Here is a 20,222-nt window from a genome sequence, read left to right on the forward strand (position 1 = left end):
ACCTGCGAGCCCGCGGGGCACCCTGACCCGAGAGCCGCTCGTCACGGCGAGCCCCGTGATCCTTCACTCAGGTTTCGCGGGTGACGTGAAACGTAGAGCGTAGGGATACGCATATTTTCGATGCAAAGAATAGTAGCGCGAACCTTCCACAGTATCTAGCCAAAGGGAATTATGGGCCACGAAAAGAACGTCAAAAGTTTAGCCGGAAAGTATGATACGTCAAATCGGTATTCCAACTTCGGGCCAATTCTACAGTCCATTGAGATAAGTGGATTTCGCGGAATTCAACACTTGGAACTTGATCTCAAATCTCCCATAACCGCTATCTCCGGATTAAATGGCACCGGAAAAAGCACCATCGCACAGCTGATGAGCTGTGGGTACAAAAAGGCGAGCACGGCTGCCCTAAGTCGCTACTATGTCAAAGATTTCTTCCCAATTTCTGCAGCCGATCCAGAGCCATTCTCAACGATTGCGAAAGTTGTATTCTCATATTGCGTGGAACGCGGCGCGGAAGCGCAGAAGGTCACTGTTAGCCGGAAGGAAAGTCAATGGTCGGGATATAAAAGACAACCTGAGCGCGCATGTTATTATGTAGGATTTACGCAATTTATCCCAAAGGTAGAACGCCGGGATTTCTCGGTCTACGGTGCACATGAACTGACGCTTGGTGTCTCGACCGAATTGTCAGAAGAGGCTTCCGAAAACATCGCAAAGATTCTCTCACTTCCATACGAGAATCTTGACTTTACTGAAGTATCCCACAAGGATCGAACTATGCAGTTAGCTATGGCTGTCAGGAGGGGTAAGCGCTACTCCGAGAACCATATGGGTTTCGGAGAAGGCCGGGTCGTGTACATGGTCACTGCAATGGAGTCCGCTCCGCTGCAAAGCCTCTTCGTTCTAGAGGAACCTGAGACCTCCTTGCACGGTGACGCGCAACGGAGATTGGCGCGCTATCTTGTAGACGTTTGCAGCAGACGGGGTCATCAAATAGTTATGACCACGCACAGCAGCGCTATTCTAAGTCAACTGAACCGAAAGTCAGTGATCTATCTTCGACGAGATCGCGAGGGCGGCCTGACTGCGACCACTGGCCTGAGTACGTATCAGATCGACTCTTATCTGCAAAGCGAAGATCGATCCAGTAACGGAAGCACGATTTGTGTGGAAGATCAGTTCGCGAAATGTTTCGCTACAGAGATCCTTAGAATCTGCAATGCGGACCTGCTTGGTGGATGCAACTTCATCACAATTGGAGGAGGACAGGAGATTCCAAAAGCGGTTGAGTTGCTCCGCGACGCAGGTCTGCGGGCTGTTGGAATTACCGACGGGGACATGAATCTCAAGGGCGAATATATTTCGCGTCTTCCTGGGACAATTCCGCCAGAGCGACTCGTCTTTGGCGACCCGGCCGTAGCATCACACTTCGATGAACGTTATCGACTTGACTTGGACGAGGTGCTTGCGTCGATTGACGATCATCATGACTTCTCATTGGCGATTGCTCGCCACGCGTCAGTGGAAGCGAACGTCATTGCCACTGAATCCTGCATGGCTTACGTTGCCGCACGTGAGCCCAGCGAGTTTGATGAGCTCACCAACTTCCTGACCAAGACGCTAGGCGACCGCCGGTAGAATTTGGTTACCGGCCTTCACCTCAGATTGTCAATGCCGGTGCCTGCGACTGCCGCCCTACAGACGTAAGAACGAGCGGTCGCAAAAGTTCACGCCCACACCGCTCCGCTGATTGACGTCTGTGGGATTTGGCCACCGAGGAGGTGAAAACGGGCTGAGCGACGATCTGCGGCCACCAGGGTTCGTTTTGGCCTAGGACATACCGGTACACCGGAGAACGGCGCTGTCAGTTTCAGAAGTGAGCTGCACGGCGGCCGGGACTGCCCCGGCTCTGGTTGACACCTGACCTGTGAGGGATCCGCCCTCACGGTGGAAGGATGATCGACATGCCGAAGCCGTACCCGGAGGAGTTCCGCCGCGACGTCGTCGCCGTGGCCCGCAAACGCGAAGCCCCGCTGGAGCAGATCGCGAAGGATTTCGGGATCTCCGAGACCTGTCTGAAGAACTGGCTGCGCAAGGCCGACATCGAGAACGGCACCCGACCCGGCCTCACACGAGACGAATCCGACGAGCTCCGCGAGGCCCGCAAACGTATCCGGCTGCTCGAACAGGAAACGGAGGTGATGCGCCGGGCGGTGGCCTACCTATCGCGCGATGTCAACCCAAAATGATGTTCCCGCTGGTCCGTGAACTTGCCGCCGACGGTGTCGCCGTCGCGGTGACCTGCCGGGTGCTGGGATTCTCCCGGCAAGCGTTCTACAAGTGGAACACCGATCCCGTGTCCCGACGGGACTGGGACGATGCCCATCTGATCAACGCCGCACTCGATATCCACGCCGGCGACCCGGAGTTCGGATACCGCTTCATCGCCGACGAACTACCCACCCACGGCATCGTCGCCGGCGAGAACCGCGTCCACCGGCTGTGTTCGCAGCAGCGGATCTTCTCGGTGGTCGCGAAGAAGCGCGGCCTTGCTCGTCGATCCGGGCCACCGGTCCATGACGACCTGGTCAGGCGGCAGTTCACCGCGAAGCAGCCCGACCGGTTGTGGTTGACCGACATCACCGAGCACTGGACCGATGAGGGCAAGCTCTACCTCTGCGCGATCAAGGACTGCTTCTCCACCGAAGATCGTCGGCTATTCGATCGCCGACCGGATGACCGCGGACCTGGCGTGTGCGGCGCTGCGAAATGCCATTGCGCTCCGCAACCCGGACGGCACCGTCGTACATTCCGATCGCGGCAGCCAGTTCCGTTCCGGAATCTTCGTAGAATTGCTGGACCGCAATGGTTTACAAGGATCAATGGGGAAGGTGGGGGCATGTGGTGACAATGCCGCGATGGAATCGTTCTTCGCGTTGCTGCAACGCAACGTCCTCGACCGGCGCCACTGGAGCAGCCGTGAGGAACTACGGTTGGCGATCGTCGAGTGGATCGAGAAGACCTACCACCGGCGGCGCCGGCAACGCGGTCTCGGTCGACTGACACCCGTCGAATATGAGACGCTCCATCACACCGTACACGCGGCCTGAAACTGCACACCCCGTGTGTCAACCAGGGCGGGGGCAGTCCCGCCTGGGAGTTTCCGGGTCCAGGTCCAGGTCGGGTCCATGCAGTGGTCTTCTGATCCTCCGCAGTCAGGAGTGCTGTGCACCACGTGACGTCACCACGTACGCCGGGCGGACGCCTGAGGACTCTCCGCTTCGCCGATAGTCGTGATCCGCGCAGGGGGCGCGCGTGCCCGAAAGCGCCGGTGGGCGGAGGTAACTCGTCCATCTGAGACGACGATTCCCTCGACCGCCCCATTGCCATGCCTCAAGTGACCTGTTGCCCGGACGAACGCCTGAGCTGTCTGCGTTCTTCTTCGGACAAGCCGCCCCACACACCATGGGTCTCATTCGCCTCTAGAGCGTGCCGCAAACAAGCTTCCTTCACCGGGCACTTTCTACACACGCGTTTGGCGTGACGTAGACGCCAGTCCCGTGGATCACCGCGCTCGTTGTCGAGGTAGTAGAAAAGTGAGGTGTCGACCGAGCGACATGCGGCGTGCCGTTGCCATTCCCACGATTCGACGATCGGCGGAGGCAGTTTTAGAAGTTTTGCAGGCAACTGCAACCTTTCCTGATGTGTCCGACCGTTCACCTACCGGCAAACGGTGACGATGCAGAGATCACTGCCCGATCACGTCCACAGTGGCATTCCGAAGGACATTCTTTTGAATCTTGCCTGTGGACGTCCGGGGTAAGTTTGCGAAGATGATCTTCTTAGGCACCTTGAAGCGTGCCAGGTGTTGACGTGCGAACTCAACCAACTCCTCTTCGTGGACCTCCGTTCCGGGGCGGACCGTGACGAATGCAATTGGCACCTCCCCCCACCGGTCGTGGGGGATCCCCACCACCGCACTTTCCACGACAGCTGGATGGCTGTCGAGAACACGCTCGACCTCCACCGAGGCGATATTCTCTCCACCGGAGATGATCACGTCCTTGAGACGGTCACGGATCTCCACGTAGCCGTCGGCATGCATGACTGCCAGATCGCCGGTGCGCAGCCATCCGTCGACGTTGGCCGCGGCAGTCGCGGCATCGTCGCGGTAGTAGCCCAACATGATGTTGTTGCCCTCGATGATGAGCTCGCCGATCGCTTGCCCGTCGGGCTCGACGTCCTTCCCGGCTGAATCCACCACCCGGGCGCCGCCCGTGATGACGTTGGGGACACCCTGGCGGGCCTGCTTCTCGGCTGCGGCCTGATCACCGAGTGAATCCCACTCGGGTTGCCACAGGTTGATGATCGCCGGCCCGAACGTCTCGGTCATTCCGTACAGATGGGTGATCTGCATATTCAGCTTCACCATCCTCCGGAGGAGTGTCGGAGACGGTGGTGCGCCACCGGTCGACACCTTGACCGGATTCGCCGTGGGACCGTCGGCCGCCGCCGCATGTTCGGCGATCATCGACAGGACCGTTGGAGCCGCACTGAAGTGGGTGGCACCTTCTCGGATGTGTCTCCAGATCTCGCTGGGGTCGACGGCCCGGAGACAGACGTGTGTTCCACCGGCAGCCGTGACGGCCCAGGGGAAGCACCATCCGTTGCAGTGGAACATCGGCAGGGTCCACAGGTAGCGTGAGCCGGGTCCCAGACCCATGTGGTAGGTCATCGCGAGTGCCTGCAAGTAGGCGCCGCGATGGTGGTACATCACGCCTTTGGGGCGACCGGTGGTGCCGCTCGTGTAGTTGATCGCCAGAAGCGTCCTATCGTCGTCGGACTCGACTCTGGCCGGCTCCGCGGACACGAGTTCCGTCTCGTAGGCACTGTCACTCCCGTCCGCCTGCAGCAGCGGGATGTTTCGTCTTGCGGCAAGCGATCCGGCTATGTCTGCGAACTCATGAGTGGCGACCAGCAATGTCGCACCTGAATGCTCCAGAATGTAGTCGAGTTCGGGTTCGGACAGTCGAATGTTGAGTGGGACCAGGACCGCACCTCGCAGGGGCACCGCGTTATGCAGTTCGAGCATGATGTGGCTGTTCGTGCACAACACGGCCACGCGGTCGCCCACGCCTATCCCCCGAGCCGCGAGCACGCCCGTGAGCCTGTTCGAGCGTTCGGCGAATTCCCGATAGGTGAAGGTCAGGTCACCATCGATGATGGCATTGCGGTGCGCGACGGTAACCGCTGCGCGATCCAGATACTGGGTCGGTGTCAGAACCGCGAAATTGCTCAGAGTCATATGACCGCTCCTCGCGTCGTGGGCAATTCAGAAGTGGCGGGGGTATGCAACTCCGATTTCATGGACGTGTATCGCCCGCACGAGTCCGGCGCGTACCACGGGATCTGCGGTTGCCCATTGCATGGCCTTTCCCCGCGAGTCGGCCTCGACGAGGAGCACGCCCCGGTCCACCGGATCCCGAACTGCTCCCGCGAATCGGAGCGTGCCCGTCTCGAAGCTGTCGTCGAGATAGGCCCTGTGGTCCTGTCGGATCTCCTCGCGACGCCGCTCGATCTCGGGCACATAGAGGTATTCGACGAGGAATGTTCCTTCCGTGCCACCCTCCTGTGTCATGCGACGTGTTCCTTCAGGAACTCAACGACCTTGGCCATCAGGCCGTCCCGCTCCTGGGGCTGGTAGATATCGTGGTGCGTCATGCCGGACAGCTCGATGAGCTTCTTGGGCCCGGTGGCTGCCTCATAGAGTTCGACGGTGTAGTCGTACGATGTCAATCCGTCCTCGTCGACGCCGACGAGGAGCAGTGCCTTGTCGCCGAGCCGCTTCGCGTAGTCGACGGACCGGAATGCCATGATCGCATCCGCCGAGGCGAGATCGAGCTGGAAGGCACGATCGGGCCAGTTCTCACGCAGGTACTGCTCGTGCTTCTCCGATTCGGGGTCGCGGACCATGATGACTTCCGGTTCGACGACCTCGGACACGCCCGTGAGCAGTCGGTTCCGACGGTCCTTCTCGAGGAGGTGCTGGAATTCGATCCACTCCCAGTTGCGACGAAGAGAACGGAGCCAGTGTCCGCAGTCCGAAATACCAACCGCACACACCGCCGCACGCATCTTCGGATCGAGTGCCGCAGCAGCGATCGCGATACCTCCACCGAAGCTCGTGCCGTAGACGCCGACACGTTCTGGATCGACCTCATCACGGGTCCGCAGGTATGCAGCGGCAGCGAGGGCGTCCTCCACCTGCTCGAGCGGATGAAGTCGATTACGGGGCCCGTCGCTCTCGCCGAAACCGCGGTAATCGAAGGTCACGCATGCGAAACCGGCCGCCGCGATGGCCCTGGCGATGTCGGCCACGAAGAAGGCCTTGATACCACCGAAACCGTGGGCGACGACAACTGCCGGCGCGGGCACACCCAATCCGGGAGGAAGGAACAACTCGGCTGCGATTCGTGTTCCGTCACTGTAGAATTCGACCTCAGTCACAGCGACATCTTCCGGCTTGACCTGCACAACGACTCCTCTCACAACTCCGAACGTGTCGGAGACTTCTCTCGGGCTGACCTGGCGCCCAGGACGTATCCGCAGCACCGGATTTCGCGATGAGTCACATTGGGTGTGACACCTCGTTCGGCGGCCGATCCGGCCGAGCACTATCCGTCAGGGTGAACATATCGTATACCGAATACCGATTGCGTACATGGCGGACTCGATCGAAAACGCTGCACAGGCGGTTCGCCGAGCAACTGCTCACTCACCACCGCCGAACGCGACCATGGGGGACGCTCCGCCACTGACAGTCAAGGTTTGGCCGGTGATGTACGAGGCGGAATCGGACGCCAGGAACAGGCCCGTGTCCACAATCTCTTCCATCCGTGCTGCGCGCCCCATCGGGACGAGCCGTCGAACGATCTCGTCCCGCCCGGTGCCGGCGGTTGCCCGGGAGGACGGGGTGTCGACGAAACCCGGAACGATCGAGTTCACCGTGACTCCGCGGCTCGCACCCTGCGCGGCCAACGAGGTGGTCAGACCGAGGAGACCAGCTTTCGAAGCACCGACGTGCGTCGTCTCCGGAGACGCCCACCACACGTTGAGCCCGGAAACGTTGATGACTCTGCCGAAACCACGCTCCATCATCGAAGGCATCAGCTGCCTCGCCAGCAGATACGGAGCCCGCAGGTTGACCGCAACCGTGTGATCCCACTCCTCCAGTTCGAGATCCTGAGGAAGATGATGAGAACGAACACCGGCATTGTTGACGAGGACGTCGATAGGCCCGAGCTCCGCGACGATGCGCGACACCGCACCTTCCAGAGCCACGGCGTCCGCCAGATCCGCAAGCTGTCCGGACACAGGCACCCCGGTATCCCTCAGGTCGTCGACCGCCTTTTCGAGAGCCGCGGCATTCGACCCACCCAACACACCCACCGAGGCGCCCGCCCGCGCAAACGCGGAGGCGAATACATAGCCAAGATTGCTCGTGCCCCCGGAGACGAGAACCGTGCATCCACTGAAGTCAAATTCGATTGTTGCATTTGGCGACAAGACTGAAATCCTCCGTTGGTCGGTCGAGGTCGGCGATCCTTCAGGCGCCGGGCGTTCGACGAGTGGGCCACGTACCTGCAGATTGCAGAGCAATACCACTCGCCCGAACACCCGGAAGCCGCTCCCGCACGGCTTCCGAATTGGTAGCGCACCGCTCACCACGGCCGACGCTACACCCGGTGAGCACTGGTAATGTGGGCTTGACCACAAACTGTATCCAGAATACGGTATGCGTATTGGTGCCTCTTCGGGCGGCAGCAACGCACGCAATGCTGCGAGTGGCACAACACAGAAATGGGGCTCATAGGCCATGGCCGAATCGAATTCATTCCCGGTGACTCACCTCTCCTGGCGAGAGACACGCCGGGAAGCGAATTGGGATCTCCCTGACGCCGAGAAGTGGGGTCTGCACCGAGCCCACTATCCCGAACTGGTCGGCGAGACGTTCACGGCGCACATGGTCCAGCTGCCCTCATCCCAGTCCGTCCCGGAGCGCACATCCGACGCCAGCGTGGTCTATGTCGGGGTCAAGGGTGAATTGGAGTTCCGCATCGGAGAGGAACGGATCGTCGTCGGGCCGCGTGACGTTCTGACGGTGCCCAACGGTCTCCCCCATTCGTGTGCCAACCACGATTTCGAGTCCGCACTCTTCGTCTCCGTGACGACCACCGCCGAGGAGGACGATGCCTCGGCACTCTCCGGCCCTCACCTCCTGCCGTGGATGGACTACCGACGGCAATTCCGGTCGGCCATTCTCCCCCATGCGATGGAATACGGACATCACCGGTTGTCCGCCCCGCACACCCCGCTGCGGAGTCTGCTCGGGCACACCGTCAGGATTCCCACGAATCAGGCGAGCCCATGGCACGGCATCCCGCGGGACCTGCTGTTCGTGCAGTTCTCGGGCGAGGTCGAGTTCTCTCTCGCCGGGCGCAAGTGCCTTCTCGAGCCGTACGACCTGATGTTGGTCCGTGCCCGGACCCCATACAGCTACGCCAACTTCGGCACAGAGGACGGCCTCTTCTTCGACATCGGCGGACGCATCCTGGTCCAGGGTGAGACCTCCACCTACTACGAGTCGGATCCGGGCTGGCCGATCAACCCAGAGGTCGGCACGTACAAGATCGTGACAGATGATCCAGCGTTCCGCGCCATCTACGGCAGCCGCTGACGCCCCTATACACCGAAATCGCAGGAAGAGGTGGCCGCCATGGAAAACGAACAGGGACTCGGGCTTCCGAAGATCGGGATCAATCTGGTTCCCGTTCACGTAGGTTCGCTCGGCGCAGCAGCACAGACCGCTGAAGAGTTGGGTTTCGAGTCGGTCTGGCTCGGCGAGCACGTGATCACACCGCTGAGTGACGTGTCTGCGGCCTACCCGGGAAAGGCAGTGAACTTCGAACCCGGTTCACCGCTTGTCGAACCGCTGATCGCGCTGAGTCACATCGCAGCGGCCACGTCCACGATCCGGCTGGGTACGAGCATTGTCTGTCTGCCGCTTCGCGACCCACTGCTCACCGCCCGTGAGATCTCGACGCTCGACCACCTCTCCGGTGGCCGAATCGAACTCGGCGCCGGCCTGGGCTGGATGCGTGAGGAGTACGAGGCCATGGGACGGGACTGGAGGACCCGGGGATCCAGGCTGGAGGAATTCGTCACGGTAATCACCGGGTTGCTCGCCGGTGAACCGTTCCAGTTCAGTGGCAAGCATTTCGAGATTCCCCCGATGCTGTTCGGCCCCACCCCCTTGCAATCGCCGCACCCGCCGATCCACCTCGGCGGCCAGGGACCGAAGGCCCTCGCCCGGTGCGCGGCACTCGCCGACGGTTGGATCGGCGGCGCGAAGTCCGCGGACACCGTGCACGAGATCGTCGACGAACTCCTGGCACTGCGTCGCTCCGCCGGACTGCCGACCGACGACTTCGACATTTCCGTCATCGTGCTACACCCGCCGACAGTCACCGAACTGCGCAATATGCGAGCGCGCGGGGTTCGACGGGTCATCGTGACCCCGTGGCAGGGCAACGACGGTCCTCCGTTCCCCGGCATCACGGGCGACCTGGCACCGCTGAACGCCCTGGCCGACGAACTCGGTCTGTAGCAATCCGGGCACGCAGCGTCCCGTGCGAATGCGCGGGACGTTCGCCATATCCAGAAATCGGCACCGCCACGGGGAGGCATCTCCCCCACTTCTTTGTCCCCGACACCCTCATCCCAGGAGCGCATATGTTTGATGGACTGTCCGGTTCGCCCCTCCTTGCCGCCCTTCCCAGAAGACGTTTCCTCCAGGCAGCGGGTGCACTGGGCGGAACCGTCGCCCTGACGGGGTGTGCGCCTTCCGTCGCACCGGCCAGCCCGGCTGATGGTGCAGTTCCCGCAGACGCGGTCGAACTCACGGGCGACACGGAGGGTTACAACACGACGTTGCTCCTACTCGGTACCGGTGGGGGGCCGACCGCCCACCCGGGACGCACCGGAGTCTCCAGCGCGGTGACCGTCGGCGGCCGACCGTACCTGGTGGACGCTGGCTCGTCGGCATACCGCCGGATGGCACAGGCCGGAATCGGCGCAAAATCGCTCGGCGGTGTCTTCGTCACACACATGCACAGCGACCACCTCGCCGATCTGTTCACCATCTTTCTACTGAACGTCGGCAACTACATGGCGGGAGCACCAGAAACTCCCACCCCCATCTTCGGTCCGGGCCACATCGCCGGCGCGCCGCACGCCGAAGTCTCCGGCATGCAGGGAATGCTGCAGGGTGTACTCGCCGCGTGGGCGCATGAAATCGACGTCCGCAACGCCGAAGCCGCGAAACCCGTCGACTACCAGAAGGTCGTCGTCGGACGAGACGTCGTGATCCCGGACTCGGTGCGCATGTCCGCCGACAATCCCGCACCCGACATGGACCCGTTCCCCGTCTTCGAGGACGACCGAGTGCGTGTCACCGGCATTCTGGTGCCACACGGAGCAGCGCTCCCTGGTTTCGCGTACCGCTTCGATACCGACAACGGTTCCGTGACCTTCTCCGGAGACACCGCGCGTTCGTCGAACGTCGCCCGACTCGCAACCGGGACCGACATTCTCGTCCACGAAGCCATCGACATCGACTATTACAAGCGCAACGGATTCCCCGAGGACGTCCTCGAACACCACCGCCAAACCCACACTTCCCCGGACGACGTCGGCCGGGTCGCAACGGAGGCCGGAGCGAAGAAGGTCGTCCTGAACCACCTTGCACCGGGAGATCCACGACTGGTCACCGATGACGAATGGGTTTCCCGGGTCTCGAGCACATACGCAGGGCCGGTTGTCGCAGGTCGAGATCTGACTGCCCACGGCGTGGGGCCCCACAGCTGATCTCCCTCCCCCAGCATTGTCCAGTGACGAACGGGCGCCGCACGCAGGGGCGGCTGCGGACACTCCACAAACCGATGACGAGGAACGACGAATGACACAGCAGTTAAAGCTCGGGTACAAGGCATCTGCAGAACAGTTCGGACCACGCGAACTAGTGGAACTCGCCGTGCTCGCCGAGAAGCACGGGATGGATTCTGCGACGGTGTCGGACCATTTCCAGCCGTGGCGCCACAACGGTGGGCACGCACCGTTTTCTTTGTCCTGGATGACGGCGGTCGGTGAACGCACGAAACGCCTGCAGCTGGGTACCTCGGTACTCACCCCGACATTTCGATACAACCCGGCGGTAATCGCTCAGGCGTTCGCGACAATGGGCTGCCTATATCCGGGACGGATAATGCTCGGCGCCGGTACCGGTGAGGCTTTGAACGAGATCGCGACCGGGTACACAGGTCAGTGGCCGGAGTTCAGGGAGCGCTACGCGCGCCTACGGGAGTCGGTGCAGTTGATGCGAGACCTGTGGACGGGTGAGCGCACCGATTTCAAGGGCGAGTACTACTCCACGACGGGCGCGTCGATCTACGACGTCCCCGAGTGCGGCATCCCCGTGTACATCGCGGCCGGCGGGCCCGTCGTCGCACGGTACGCGGGCCGGGCAGGTGACGGGTTCATCTGCACCTCGGGTAAAGGCATGGAACTGTACACAGACAAGCTCATGCCGGCCGTCTCGGAGGGCGCAACCAAAGCAGAGCGGGACGTGACCTCGATCGACAAGATGATCGAGATCAAGATCTCCTACGACACCGATCCTGAAGCAGCGCTGGAGAACACGCGGTTCTGGGCACCCCTGTCACTCACACAGGAACAGAAGCACTCGATCGAGGATCCGATTGAGATGGAGGCGGCGGCGGACGCACTGCCGATTGAGCAGGTCGCCAAGCGGTGGATCGTCTCCTCGGACCCCGACGACGCAGTCGCCCAAGTGAAGCAGTATATCGATGCGGGTTTGAACCACCTGGTGTTCCATGCCCCGGGTCACGACCAGAAACGCTTCCTCGAGTTATTCGACCGCGACCTGGCGCCGCGCCTGCGTGCCCTGGGCTGACAGGCACGAGCAGACGAGGAGATAAAGCATGACCGCAACAACAGCGCAATTGCTCACCGAAACCACACCGTGGCTGCGCCTCTCAGAGCACAGTGAAGAGATCGACCGGAGTCACCTGAGGGCGCTGTTCGCATCGGACCCCGATCGAGTCGACGAATTCACCGTCACGGCGGGTGATCTACACATCGACTACAGCAAACACCTGATCACCCGCCGCACCCGCGAACTGCTGCTCGACCTGGCCCGGTCGGTCGACGTCGAAGGCAATCGTGACGCGATGCTGCATGGCGAGCACATCAACACCACCGAGAATCGCGCCGTGCTGCACACCGCGTTGCGACTGCCTCGGGATGCATCTCTGTCCGTCGACGGGCAGGACATCGTCACCGACGTCCACGAAACCCTGGAAAAGATGGGCGTTTTCACCGAGCGGCTGCGCGACGGCCGGTGGCGTGGTGCGACGGGGAAGAAGATCACCACAGTCGTCAACATCGGTATCGGTGGCTCGGACCTCGGCCCGGTCATGGTGTACCGCGCGCTGCGCCATTACGCGGACGCGGGAATCTCGCTGCGGTTCGTGTCGAACCTCGATCCGGCGGATCTGACAGACAACCTGCGGGGACTGGACCCCGCAGCCACGTTGTTCATCGTGACGTCGAAGACGTTCTCTACATTGGAGACGCTGACTAACGCAACGGCGGCGCGGCGCTGGCTAGTCTCTGCGCTCGGCGAAGACGCAGTAACAAAGCACTTCGTGGCGGTGTCCACGAACGCACAACCCGTCGCCGAGTTCGGGATCGCCCCGGAGAACATCTTCGGGTTCTGGGACTGGGTCGGTGGCCGCTACTCGGTCGGCTCCGCAATCGGCCTATCCGTCATGGCAGCAATCGGCAGAGAACGCTTCACTGAACTACTGGATGGATTCCATACGATCGACGAGCACTTCCGCACCGCACCGCCCGAATCCAATGCGCCGCTGTTGCTGGGCATGCTCGGCGTCTGGTATTCGAGCTTCCGCGGCGCCCAGTCCCGCGCAGTCCTCCCATACAGCAACGACCTCGTCCGCTTCCCCGCCTACTTGCAGCAGCTCACGATGGAATCCAACGGCAAATCCGTACACACCGACGGCTCCCCTGTGCGGTGTGATACCGGTGAAATCTTCTGGGGCGAACCCGGCACCAATGGCCAACATGCCTTCTTCCAGCTGCTGCACCAGGGCACGCGCCTGGTTCCAGCGGACTTCATCGGCTTCGCGCAGTCCACCGACGATCTACCGACGATGAGCGGCACCGGAAGCATGCACGACCTGCTCATGGCCAACTTCTTCGCGCAGTCCAAGGTCCTGGCGTTTGGGAAGACCCGAAAGGAGATCGCCGCGGAGAGCGCTTCGGCCGACCTCATCCCCCACAAAGTAATGCCCGGCAACCGGCCGTCGACGACGATCCTCGCCCCCAGGCTCACTCCCTCGACTCTCGGTCAGCTCATCGCCCTCTACGAGCACCAGGTATTTGTGCAAGGCGTCGTGTGGGGCATCGACTCGTTCGACCAGTGGGGCGTCGAACTCGGCAAGGTTCAGGCCCTCGCCCTCGCACCCGCAGTCGCCGGCGAGGCCGCCCCCTGTACGGGCGATACCTCGACAGATGCACTGATCCGCACCTACAGACGACTCCGGCACCCCTGACAACCAGCACGTGCAGGGGGCGACGGTGATACACTCACCGGACATCATCGGCGCGGGCGACTCCGGCAAGACCTTGCCGCCGGGTCCCACACGAGTGCACACCGAGCTCTCGCCTCGCGTGAGACGTGAGGCGAAAGCAGTACCGCTCGAGGGCAAATGACCGCCGTTTATCGATCTCTCAGCAATCCGCGCGGCTCGGCGAAGAAAACACGCGATACCAGAACTTCGATCGATTCGGTTGCGGTGTCCACCCGGCTGTGCGGGTCGGGATCGCGTCGACCGTTTATTCAACGGGCCGCGATCCGCCAACGCCGATCCAGTTCTGCTCGGTCAACTCGCCGCTGGTGATAGCCGATGGTGTCGGCATCAGTGTTATCCCCATCGTCGTTATCCCCATCGTCGGCGCCGAAAAATATCACGCAGCTGGAGGTTGGCGATTCGATTCGGTCTCGATGCACCACGGGCCATCCGGTGCTGGTTCCAGGTGTCACATGGGCACGGACTGGACAGTCGGAATTCTCTCGGCATCGAACATTCCGGAGTTCAGAAGTTCGCGCAGGGTCTTCTTTGCGACCTTGCCGTTGGGGGACACCGGAAGTTCGGGCCAGAACACGAATCGCTGGGGGAGCTTGTACCTTGCCATGCGGTGGGAGAGCCACTCGGCGAGCTCGTCAGCGTCGGGTGGAATGCTGTCGGATGCCACGCACACTGCGACACCGATCTCACCCCACTTCCCATCGGGCACACCGACAATTGCAACCTCGGTGATCGCCGGATGCTGTGACAGCTGTTCCTCGATTTCGCGCGGATAGACGTTGTGGCCGCCGGAAATATACATGTCGGAAGCGCGTCCTGTGATATATAGACAGCCCCGGGTGTTCAGGTAGCCGATGTCACCGGTGCGGAACCAGCCGTCGACGAATGCCTCGTCGTTGGCGGCGTCGTTGTTCAGGTACCCGGCGAACACGGGAAGGCCGGCGGCACAGATATGGCCCCGTTGCCCTGCCGGAAGCAGGTTCCCGCGGTCGTCCTGGATCGAGAGCTCGACGCCGGTCCGCGGATACCCAGCGGGACCGAATCCGTCGGCGTCCACGGGCTCCACGTCGTGGCCGGCAGGCGTCAGGACCGTCATCGTGCCGGTGACCTCGGCCATGCCGTAGAACTGGACCAGCTTGTTGCCGATCACGGCGCGAGCGCGTTCACGATCCTGCATGGTGATGGGCGCACCAGCGTAGAGCACGTACTTCAACGAGGAATGATCGCGATTCTCAGCCTCAGGTGATTCCACCAGGAGTTTGAGGATCGCGGGAACGGTGAACATGTTCGTCACCCGGTGCCGCTCGACCAATTTCCACACCTGAGAGGGGTCGAACGGACGTGCCAGCGTCAGCACACTGGTCGCACCGCGGGCCACCTGACACAACAGATGGGTGCCGGCGCCGTGCGAGAGCGGGGCGGTAACGAGCGAGACGTCCTGCTGGGTGGTATCCGGTACGAGGTCCGCCAGACGATTGGTGATGATGTAGCCGAGTGTGTGATGGGTGAGCACGGCAGCCTTGGGATTTCCACTCGTACCCGACGTGAAGAAATACCAGGCCGGCTGATCCTGGGAGACTCGCGCATCGTCCACCCTATCGCCGTCGCGCCGCACGACGGCGCCGACATCGTCGGAGCCACCCGCGCCATCGATGACGAGCTGGCCTAGTTCGAGTAGGCCGGTCGCCGCGACTGCCCGGAGATGTTCGCGATAGTCGCCGTGCCCGATCATGAGGCGCGGCCGGGCCGTAGCGGCCATTCCGGCCACTTCCGCAGGGCTGCTGCGGAAGTTCACCGGAGCTAAGATCCCGCCAGCTCGCCACACCGCATACATCGACTGGACCTGTTGGATACGGTTTGGGGAGTGGAGCAGCACCGGATCGCCGGGACAAAGACCTCGGTCGAGCAACTCTCGCGCTAGCGCATCGACTCCGGAGTCGAACTCGGACCACGTGATCGACTCGGTGCCCTCGACCATTGCACACCGTTCACCGTGTCGTGCGGTGGTCTGACGGAGGTAAGTCGAAAGGTTGATTGCCCTGGTTCGGTACATGTTCTCCGCGTCTCTCGCTGGACGTCCGTTGGTTTGGTTCAATTGTTCGGGCTGTCGAAGCGCGCATCGAAGAACCTGCAATGCAGGGAGAATCTCCCTGCATTGCAGGTGTCGCCGACCTGATCCGGATACGTCGCTCGGTCTCCTGTGCGCAGGAGTGTCGGTGCTCTCCGGCGGTGCGCAACACGACGTGTGTGTCCTACGGCATGGAACAGCTCCGACCCCAACGCCACATTCACCGCCTTCTCCGTTCACCGTTACCGCAATCAGAACTCGGAGTTGCCGGCGTCCGGTGCAAGCTCGTGCGCGGTCACGAACCTCGATTCGTCGGACGCGAGGAAGAGAACGGAGTTCGCGACGTCCTCGGGGTCCGTCCCTCTGACCGGGAGCATGTTGAGCAGCATGTTGCCCAATCGTGGATTCGTCGCGATCGCCGCTGCGAGTTCGGCCTGCATCTCCTCGGACGCCAGGGGGGTATTCACGCCTGTCGGATGGACACTGTTGACACGAATGCCGTGAGCAGACAATTCCGCGGCGAAGGCTTTCGCCATCCCGCGCACCGCGAACTTGCTGGTGGTGTACGGGACCATGAAGGGCTGCGCCTTGATTCCTGCAACAGAACTGATCAAGATGATCGATCCACCGCCCGCGCGGATCAGGTGCGGGGCACCTGCCATCACCGTATTCCAGACACCGGTGACATTGGTACTCATTGTGTCCTCGAAGATCTGTTCGGTCACCCGCTCCCAGGCCCGAGGCACACAGATGCCGGCGTTGGCGACAATGATGTCGAGTCGGCCTAGCGTGCCGACGGCCGCATCCACCGTGGTACGTAGTGCCGCGAGGTCACGTACGTCCACCCGAGCTGACACTGCTCTGCGCCCGAACTTCTCGACCAGTCGGACCGTCTCTGCCAGGTCCTCGGTTGTCGCCGCCGCGTACGACACGCTGGGCAAGGGCGCACACACGTCGACGACGACGACGTCAGCACCCTCCTCCGCCAGTTTGGCCGCGTGGGCCCGGCCCTGCCCACGTGCGGCGCCGGTGATCAGCGCGGCCTTCCCTTCGACTCGACCAACACCCATCGACACTCCTCATCCCTGTTCGATCGTGCACAGTCTTCATGTGCTGCACCATGATTCGTGCGCAATCGGCAACGACGCGAAGCTGCGCGGTCTCCGCACTCATTGTCGACTGCGAAGGTAGGTCAGTGGTCGTGGACGATCAATCCACGAATGTTGTGGCCGGCGAGCATGTCGTCGAACCCTTGGTTGATGTCTTCGAGCGCATACCGGCGGGTGACCAGATCATCGAGAACGAGCTTGCCGGCCTGCGCCATTCGCAGCAGCCGCGGGATATCCACCAAAGGATTGCAGTGGCCGTACAACGAACCGACGATCCGCTTCTGGAAGAGCGTGAGAATCCCACCGGGCAACTCGATCGTGTTCTCCATCACGTCATCGGAGACACCCGTTAGCACGACCGTGCCGCCCTTGCGGGTCAACTCGAACGCCGCCCGCACCACCTCACTGGTGACCACACCCACCGTTACCACCGTGACGTCGGCACCGACGCCGTAGGTGCGCTCCCACAGATCCGCGTGCGCTTCCTCGGCCGAGGTGTAGACGAAATCCGCACCGGACTGCTTGGCGAATTCGAGCTTCGACTCGACTGGATCGATCGCCGCAACCAGGCCGGCATTGGCGCCCACTGCGGCACGCACCGCATTCGACCCGATACCACCACATCCGTAGACCGCTACCGTGTCACCGGCTTTGACCTCACCCGCGTTGACGACCGAACCCCAACCCGTCGCCACGCCACACGTCACCAGCGAGACCCATTCGAACGGAATCGTCGGATCGACCTTGACCACCGACCGCTGATCGACTACCGAGAACTGCGAGAACGTTCCCGTTGCCGCCATCGCACCGATGTCCGTGCCGTCACGATGGAACCGGAAGCCACCGTTGGCCAGCTCACCGGTGACCATGTTCGCGCCGAGATCACACAGATTGCTCTGCCCGCTCGCACACCATCGGCACGTACCGCAACTCGGAATCCACGACACCGCCACATGATCACCGATCGACACCCGAGAAACCCCGTCACCGACCGCCTCGACGACACCGGCACCTTCGTGACCGCCGACCAACGGGTAGGTCATACCGCCGAATTTCGCGTGCTTGTCCGAGTGGCATAGCCCTGCCACCTTCATCTGCACCAGTACCTCGCCCGGTCCCGGATCGTCGAGATCGAACTCCAGCACCTCCCAGTCCCGATGCACCCCAGTCAGTGCAGCTGCCTTGGTCTTCATGTCCTCATCGCCTACTCTCTGGGTTCACTCTGTCAACTGGAGAAGAAATATCGTGCGTGAAATCGCGGGTCGGCAGTCACTTTGTTTTCGGTATCCGCGTGCCGCGTGTCTTCAGGAGCCACCCGTCGCCGCGGCACCGCGAACGACATCGATGACACCGGCGGCATCGTCGGGCATCACGTCGCCACGCCAGGCGACGTGGCCGTCGGGCCGGACCAGAACAAGCTTGCGCTCGTACATCTCAGCCACCGCCGGCTCGTCGAGCTTTTCCACCCGCAGCGGCACTCCGGCCGCCGCCCCCGCCGACTCGAACGCGCTCGTGTCCAGGTCGGCCGCGCCGATCCGCAAGAGGACGAATCCGTGTCCGAACAGCGCCAGGATCGAACTACCGTCCGACAGAGCCACATGCGGTGCACGATGTCCGGGACGTGCGGTCGGGACGTAATCGATCGGGTCGTCGGCCGGCTCCGGAGTGCCATCGTCGACGATGATCGGCGAGCCCTCGTAACGAAACCCGAGAGCGGTACCTGGCGAATGCCATTCGCTCTTCAGTGCTTCGACCAGCATGTCGCCGACCCGCTTGCGCGTGACATCACCCTCAGGGCCTTCCTGCGTCACACCGACGTAGTTCGAGCTGTCGACCCATTGTCGATAGTGGCCTGTCGCCTTACGGCCGTTGCGCAGCCCGATTGGGCGCCTTTCCCTCTCGTAGGCATCGAGCAACCCCTTGCCGCCCCAGCCACTCAGCGCCGCTTCCAGGATCCAGCCGAGATCGGAGACATCACCCAGGCCGGTATTGAGCCCGTGGCCACCCGTCGGTGACATCGTGTGTGCCGAATCGCCCGCGAGGAAGACCCGACCCTGACGATACGTCGCGGCGACAGACTGGCTGCGGCGCCACGGAACGCACCGGATGACCTCGAACGGGATGTCGCCCGAGCCGAGCGCACGCCGCACGGTCGCCATGTGGTCATACGTGTCGGCGTCGAGCTCGTCCTGCGCGCCGACCACCGTCAGCCGCCAGATCTCGCGCCCGTCGATATGGGTGAGGACGCCCCAGGTGCCGTCTTCGTCGATCAGCAGGTACCGCTGCGCCCGTGCCAGCTCCTCCGGCAGCTCCAGCTTCGGGATCCGGATCGTGATGTTCAGCGAGAAGTCGAGCTGGGGTCCCTCGAACGGAATCCCGAGCGAGCGACGCACGGCACTGCCGGCCCCGTCACTCGCGACCACGTACTTCGATCGGATCGTCGACGACTCACCGGTTGCCGCATCGATGATTTCGGTGGTCACTCCGTCGGCGTCCTGCGTGATCTTCCCGTACGCCGAGTTCCACCGAACCTCGACCAGACCGCTCGCGGTGGCACTCTCGACTAGCAGCTTATCGAGCTCCCACTGCGGGCACGCATACCGCTTCTCCGATGAACCGACCGGCGGGATCTCCTCCCGGATAGAGGGATTGAGACTACGACCCATCGGGTAGCCGGTCAGCGACGTGCAGTAGACCGTGTCGAAGGGGAAGTCGACGGGGAAGCCCACCTCGAGCACCTGATCGTGCAGGCCCCAGCGGCGCAGTTGTTCCATGGACCGTTCGTCAAGGCCTGTTGCCTTCGCCCGGAACTCCTGCGTCCCGTCCGCTTCGCGCTCGACGATCATGCTTTCGCAGCCACGCCACGCGAGATCGAGCGCGGTGGCGAAGCCGACCGGCCCACCACCGATGATCAGCACCGGCGTGTCATACGTCTCAGCCATTCGTTCGCACCTTCACTTGGTTCGTTCGCATTTTCACTTGATTGGTTGCGTCACACACATCGCGCCCGGCGCAGATCATTCATCCGCGCCGAGCGCATTGCGCGATACCCGCGTCGCTTGGACACTGATTCGACGGACACGGTCGAAGGCGTATTTGCGTTGCTGTGGACGGCCTCCGGGATGATCGAGATTCCAGCGATGTGCAGGCTTTTGAACCGGATCACTCTCTCGTAAATCGCGCGTTGGCTGTAGGCCCGGTCGTGCGTACCCACCGAAATTGCCACCTCGCTCCATCGATCCGGAGGTCATCGTCGACCCCGCCAAACAGGTCATGTGACGCCGCTCACTGGGCATA

Annotated in this window: 15 protein-coding genes and 1 pseudogene; 7 read left to right on the forward strand and 9 right to left on the reverse strand. The window is 62.2% G+C overall.

Annotated features, from left to right (window positions below):
• The first annotated feature begins 171 nt into the window (after positions 1 to 171).
• A complete protein-coding gene (locus tag RHA1_RS45415; RefSeq protein ID WP_011600428.1) occupies positions 172 to 1,638 on the forward strand; it encodes an ATP-dependent nuclease in 1,467 nt (488 codons plus the stop codon).
• Between the two features lie 326 nt (positions 1,639 to 1,964).
• Positions 1,965 to 3,110, forward strand: a pseudogene (locus RHA1_RS43530) (IS3 family transposase).
• A gap of 283 nt (positions 3,111 to 3,393) precedes the next feature.
• Here the strand turns inward: RHA1_RS43530 and RHA1_RS48720 are convergent.
• From RHA1_RS48720 to RHA1_RS43550, 5 genes are all read right to left on the reverse strand, one after another.
• Entirely contained in the window at positions 3,394 to 3,720 is a 327-nt protein-coding gene (locus tag RHA1_RS48720; protein WP_011600432.1) for a WhiB family transcriptional regulator, read from the reverse strand.
• 28 nt (positions 3,721 to 3,748) lie between these two features.
• Positions 3,749 to 5,305: an AMP-binding protein gene (locus tag RHA1_RS43535; protein ID WP_011600433.1), complete on the reverse strand. Its 1,557-nt coding sequence runs from the start codon at positions 5,303 to 5,305 to the stop codon at positions 3,749 to 3,751.
• 27 nt (positions 5,306 to 5,332) lie between these two features.
• On the reverse strand, positions 5,333 to 5,638 hold the full coding sequence (locus RHA1_RS43540) for a YciI family protein (RefSeq protein ID WP_011600434.1): 306 nt from the start codon (positions 5,636 to 5,638) through the stop codon (positions 5,333 to 5,335).
• A complete protein-coding gene (locus RHA1_RS43545; protein WP_167541035.1) occupies positions 5,635 to 6,507 on the reverse strand; it encodes an alpha/beta hydrolase in 873 nt (290 codons plus the stop codon). The genes RHA1_RS43540 and RHA1_RS43545 overlap by 4 nt, the downstream gene beginning before the upstream one ends.
• 264 nt (positions 6,508 to 6,771) lie before the next feature.
• Positions 6,772 to 7,677, reverse strand: coding sequence for an SDR family NAD(P)-dependent oxidoreductase (locus RHA1_RS43550; RefSeq protein ID WP_011600436.1), 906 nt, complete (start codon positions 7,675 to 7,677; stop codon positions 6,772 to 6,774).
• A gap of 223 nt (positions 7,678 to 7,900) precedes the next feature.
• On the opposite strand from RHA1_RS43550, the gene RHA1_RS43555 reads away from it, so the two are divergent.
• From RHA1_RS43555 to pgi, 5 genes are all read left to right on the forward strand, one after another.
• Complete coding sequence (locus RHA1_RS43555; protein ID WP_050787713.1) at positions 7,901 to 8,737, forward strand: cupin domain-containing protein; 837 nt, start codon at positions 7,901 to 7,903, stop codon at positions 8,735 to 8,737.
• A gap of 39 nt (positions 8,738 to 8,776) precedes the next feature.
• Complete coding sequence (locus tag RHA1_RS43560) at positions 8,777 to 9,667, forward strand: TIGR03619 family F420-dependent LLM class oxidoreductase (RefSeq protein WP_011600438.1); 891 nt, start codon at positions 8,777 to 8,779, stop codon at positions 9,665 to 9,667.
• 125 nt (positions 9,668 to 9,792) lie between these two features.
• On the forward strand, positions 9,793 to 10,926 hold the full coding sequence (locus RHA1_RS43565) for an MBL fold metallo-hydrolase (RefSeq protein WP_011600439.1): 1,134 nt from the start codon (positions 9,793 to 9,795) through the stop codon (positions 10,924 to 10,926).
• A 91-nt stretch (positions 10,927 to 11,017) separates the two neighbouring features.
• The gene (fgd, locus tag RHA1_RS43570; protein ID WP_011600440.1) at positions 11,018 to 12,031 is read left to right on the forward strand and encodes a glucose-6-phosphate dehydrogenase (coenzyme-F420); all 1,014 of its coding nucleotides are present in this window, start codon (positions 11,018 to 11,020) and stop codon (positions 12,029 to 12,031) included.
• A 28-nt stretch (positions 12,032 to 12,059) separates the two neighbouring features.
• Entirely contained in the window at positions 12,060 to 13,712 is a 1,653-nt protein-coding gene (pgi, locus tag RHA1_RS43575; RefSeq protein WP_011600441.1) for a glucose-6-phosphate isomerase, read from the forward strand.
• A gap of 487 nt (positions 13,713 to 14,199) precedes the next feature.
• On the opposite strand, the gene RHA1_RS43580 is transcribed toward pgi, so the two are convergent.
• The 4 genes from RHA1_RS43580 to RHA1_RS43595 all read right to left on the reverse strand — a co-directional run bounded on the left by RHA1_RS43580 (position 14,200) and on the right by RHA1_RS43595 (position 19,867).
• A complete protein-coding gene (locus tag RHA1_RS43580; RefSeq protein ID WP_011600442.1) occupies positions 14,200 to 16,056 on the reverse strand; it encodes an acyl-CoA synthetase in 1,857 nt (618 codons plus the stop codon).
• Positions 16,057 to 16,067: 11 nt separating this feature from the next.
• On the reverse strand, positions 16,068 to 16,886 hold the full coding sequence (locus RHA1_RS43585; protein WP_011600443.1) for a mycofactocin-coupled SDR family oxidoreductase: 819 nt from the start codon (positions 16,884 to 16,886) through the stop codon (positions 16,068 to 16,070).
• Positions 16,887 to 17,008: 122 nt separating this feature from the next.
• Positions 17,009 to 18,118: a Zn-dependent alcohol dehydrogenase gene (locus tag RHA1_RS43590; RefSeq protein ID WP_011600444.1), complete on the reverse strand. Its 1,110-nt coding sequence runs from the start codon at positions 18,116 to 18,118 to the stop codon at positions 17,009 to 17,011.
• Positions 18,119 to 18,229: 111 nt separating this feature from the next.
• A complete protein-coding gene (locus RHA1_RS43595) occupies positions 18,230 to 19,867 on the reverse strand; it encodes an FAD-dependent oxidoreductase (RefSeq protein ID WP_011600445.1) in 1,638 nt (545 codons plus the stop codon).
• Positions 19,868 to 20,222 lie beyond the last annotated feature (355 nt).

The organism is Rhodococcus jostii RHA1 (genome assembly GCF_000014565.1).
GTDB classification, from domain to species: domain Bacteria; phylum Actinomycetota; class Actinomycetes; order Mycobacteriales; family Mycobacteriaceae; genus Rhodococcus_F; species Rhodococcus_F jostii_A.

Excerpts from the sequence above, each read along its gene's own strand:
- RHA1_RS43595 (WP_011600445.1), bottom strand. The coding sequence starts at position 19,867 with ATGGCTGAGACGTATGACACGCCGGTGCTGATCATCGGTGGTGGGCCG.
- RHA1_RS43585 (WP_011600443.1), bottom strand. The coding sequence starts at position 16,886 with ATGGGTGTTGGTCGAGTCGAAGGGAAGGCCGCGCTGATCACCGGCGCC.
- RHA1_RS43540 (WP_011600434.1), bottom strand. The coding sequence starts at position 5,638 with ATGACACAGGAGGGTGGCACGGAAGGAACATTCCTCGTCGAATACCTC.
- RHA1_RS45415 (WP_011600428.1), top strand. The coding sequence starts at position 172 with ATGGGCCACGAAAAGAACGTCAAAAGTTTAGCCGGAAAGTATGATACG.
- RHA1_RS43590 (WP_011600444.1), bottom strand. The coding sequence starts at position 18,118 with ATGAAGACCAAGGCAGCTGCACTGACTGGGGTGCATCGGGACTGGGAG.
- RHA1_RS43565 (WP_011600439.1), top strand. The coding sequence starts at position 9,793 with ATGTTTGATGGACTGTCCGGTTCGCCCCTCCTTGCCGCCCTTCCCAGA.
- RHA1_RS43535 (WP_011600433.1), bottom strand. The coding sequence starts at position 5,305 with ATGACTCTGAGCAATTTCGCGGTTCTGACACCGACCCAGTATCTGGAT.
- pgi (WP_011600441.1), top strand. The coding sequence starts at position 12,060 with ATGACCGCAACAACAGCGCAATTGCTCACCGAAACCACACCGTGGCTG.
- fgd (WP_011600440.1), top strand. The coding sequence starts at position 11,018 with ATGACACAGCAGTTAAAGCTCGGGTACAAGGCATCTGCAGAACAGTTC.
- RHA1_RS43560 (WP_011600438.1), top strand. The coding sequence starts at position 8,777 with ATGGAAAACGAACAGGGACTCGGGCTTCCGAAGATCGGGATCAATCTG.